This is a genomic window from Pseudarthrobacter oxydans (assembly GCF_030812335.1).
In the GTDB taxonomy this organism is placed as follows: domain Bacteria; phylum Actinomycetota; class Actinomycetes; order Actinomycetales; family Micrococcaceae; genus Arthrobacter; species Arthrobacter oxydans_B.
In genome coordinates, this window is sequence record NZ_JAUSSN010000024.1 from 1 (window position 1) to 2286 (window position 2286).

1 protein-coding gene is annotated in these 2286 nt (G+C 65.8%); it reads right to left on the bottom strand.

Going from position 1 to position 2286, the window contains the following annotated elements:
• Positions 1–225 precede the first annotated feature (225 nt).
• A partial coding sequence (locus tag J2W14_RS21135; protein ID WP_307466205.1) for an Ig-like domain-containing protein occupies positions 226–2286 on the bottom strand: 2061 nt, incomplete at its 5' end.

Genomic DNA, 2286 nt, shown 5'->3' on the forward strand with positions numbered 1-2286 from the left:
GCAAGCGCCAACGACACAACACCCGCCAACGCACACCACACCTCACGCGCCCTCCAGCGCCCCCCGGTACGGCCAGAGCGGCCCGTGCCGCCGGTCGCATCGAGCCCGCTCGTCACCGCGTGACGCGCGTGACGCGCAAGCTGTTCTCCGTGCATGGTCGTCCCCTTGACTGGGTGGTGCCGGTCGGATGGTGTGGACGGTCTCGGCCGTGTTGACAGTGTCCGCCTAGTTCTTCAGCGTTAGCACCAGCTTGGGCGCGAGCGTGCTGCCAGCCTCCTTGGAGTTGAGGTCCAGGCCGTCGCTGCTGCTGGAGTCCATACCAAGGGTGAGCTGTTGGCCGAGCTCACCGGACAAGCCGCTGACCGTCAATGGAACGCTGTAGCCGGTGTTGGACGTTGTCGGGCCGAGCGTGCCGATGCTGGTGCCGAGCGCCGGACGGCTGCTGAACGTGAGCCCGCTCTCGGTCCAGCTGTCACTAACGACCAGCTTGACGTTCTGCGTGCCCGTCGACCCACTCCCGGCGCTACGCAGCTGCAACGTCGCACTCTCCAGCGTCCTGCCCGCATACGCCGACAGGTCGAACTTCAAGTACGTGGCCTCCACAGGGCTGTTGTCCACACCCAACATGGTGCTCGTGCCATAGTTCGTCCCCGTCGCCCCGCTCGCCACATAGGTGTCAGCGGTGGCCGTGAGCGTGACGGTCTCCGACGTGCCGCCGCCCGCTGAAGCCGTGGTGAAGGTCCAGGTCCTGGCCGACGCCAACGCGTTACCGGCAGCATCCTTCACCCCAACATCGATCGTCGCCGTGTACGTCGTACTGGCGGCCAGATCCGCACCCGGGTTCAACGTCGCAACCCTGTCCGTGCTGTTGTACGACACAGCGGCCGGTACCGTCGTCGTCCCGGTCTTCAGCGTGAACGTGGCCGACGTGACCGTCGACGCATTCATCGCCTCCGAGAAGGTCCCCGTCACATTGGCCGTCACCCCCACACCTGTCGCACCAGCCGCCGGAGACGTAGCCGTCACGGTCGGGGCCGTCGTATCAACACCACCACCGCCGCCGAGGCCGAGGCCGCCGAGCGTTAGCACCAGCTTGGGCGCGAGCGTGCTGCCAGCCTCCTTGGAGTTGAGGTCCAGGCCGTCGCTGCTGCTGGAGTCCATACCAAGGGTGAGCTGTTGGCCGAGCTCACCGGACAGGCCGCTGACCGTCAGCGGAACGCTGTAGCCGGTGTTGGACGTTGTCGGGCCGAGCGTGCCGATGCTGGTGCCGAGCGCCGGACGGCTGCTGTACGTGAGCCCGCTCTCGGCCCAGCTGTCATCAGCGACGAGCTTGACGTTCTGCGTGCCCGTCGACCCACTCCCGGCGCTACGCAGCTGCAACGTCGCACTCTCCAGCGTCCTGCCCGCATACGCCGACAGGTCGAACTTCAAGTACGTGGCCTCCACAGGGCTGTTGTCCACACCCAATATGGTGCTCGTGCCATAGTTCGTCCCCGTCGCCCCGCTCGCCACATAGGTGTCAGCGGTGGCCGTGAGCGTGACGGTCTCCGACGTGCCGCCGCCCGCTGAAGCCGTGGTGAAGGTCCAGGTCCTGGCCGACGCCAACGCGTTACCGGCAGCATCCTTCACCCCAACATCGATCGTCGCCGTGTACGTCGTACTGGCGGCCAGATCCGCACCCGGGTTCAACGTCGCAACCCTGTCCGTGCTGTTGTACGACACAGCGGCCGGTATCGTCGTCGTCCCGGTCTTCAGCGTGAACGTGGCCGACGTGACCGTCGACGCATTCATCGCCTCCGAGAAGGTCCCCGTCACATTGGCCGTCACCCCCACACCCGTCGCACCATCAGCCGGAGACGTAGCCGTCACGGTCGGGGCCGTCGTATCACCACCACCACCGCCGCCGCTGGGGTCGTAAAAGTGCCAGTAGCGGCTTGTGGCATTCACATCGGCGAGCACCAGCAGACCGCTGTTGGCCGTGCCCCGTGCCGTACTGTTGAGGTTCTGCTTCGTCGACGTCACGTTGTGGACATATTGGTCGGCGTCCACGATACGAGCCGTTTTCGTCGCGGTGGTGAAGTTGATGTTGCTTAGCGGCGTGGACTTCTCGTAGATCGCACCCCCCGAGCTGGTGCAGACACCAGCGTTCGTGGTGCCAGTCGCCTTCGGATACGTGGCAAAGGTGCGCAGCCTCTGCGTGCTCTCATCGATCAGGACGAGCACCCGGTTCGGGCACTCCGCCACAGTCGCGATCGTGTGCGCCGACCAGGCCGTACCGTTGAATGC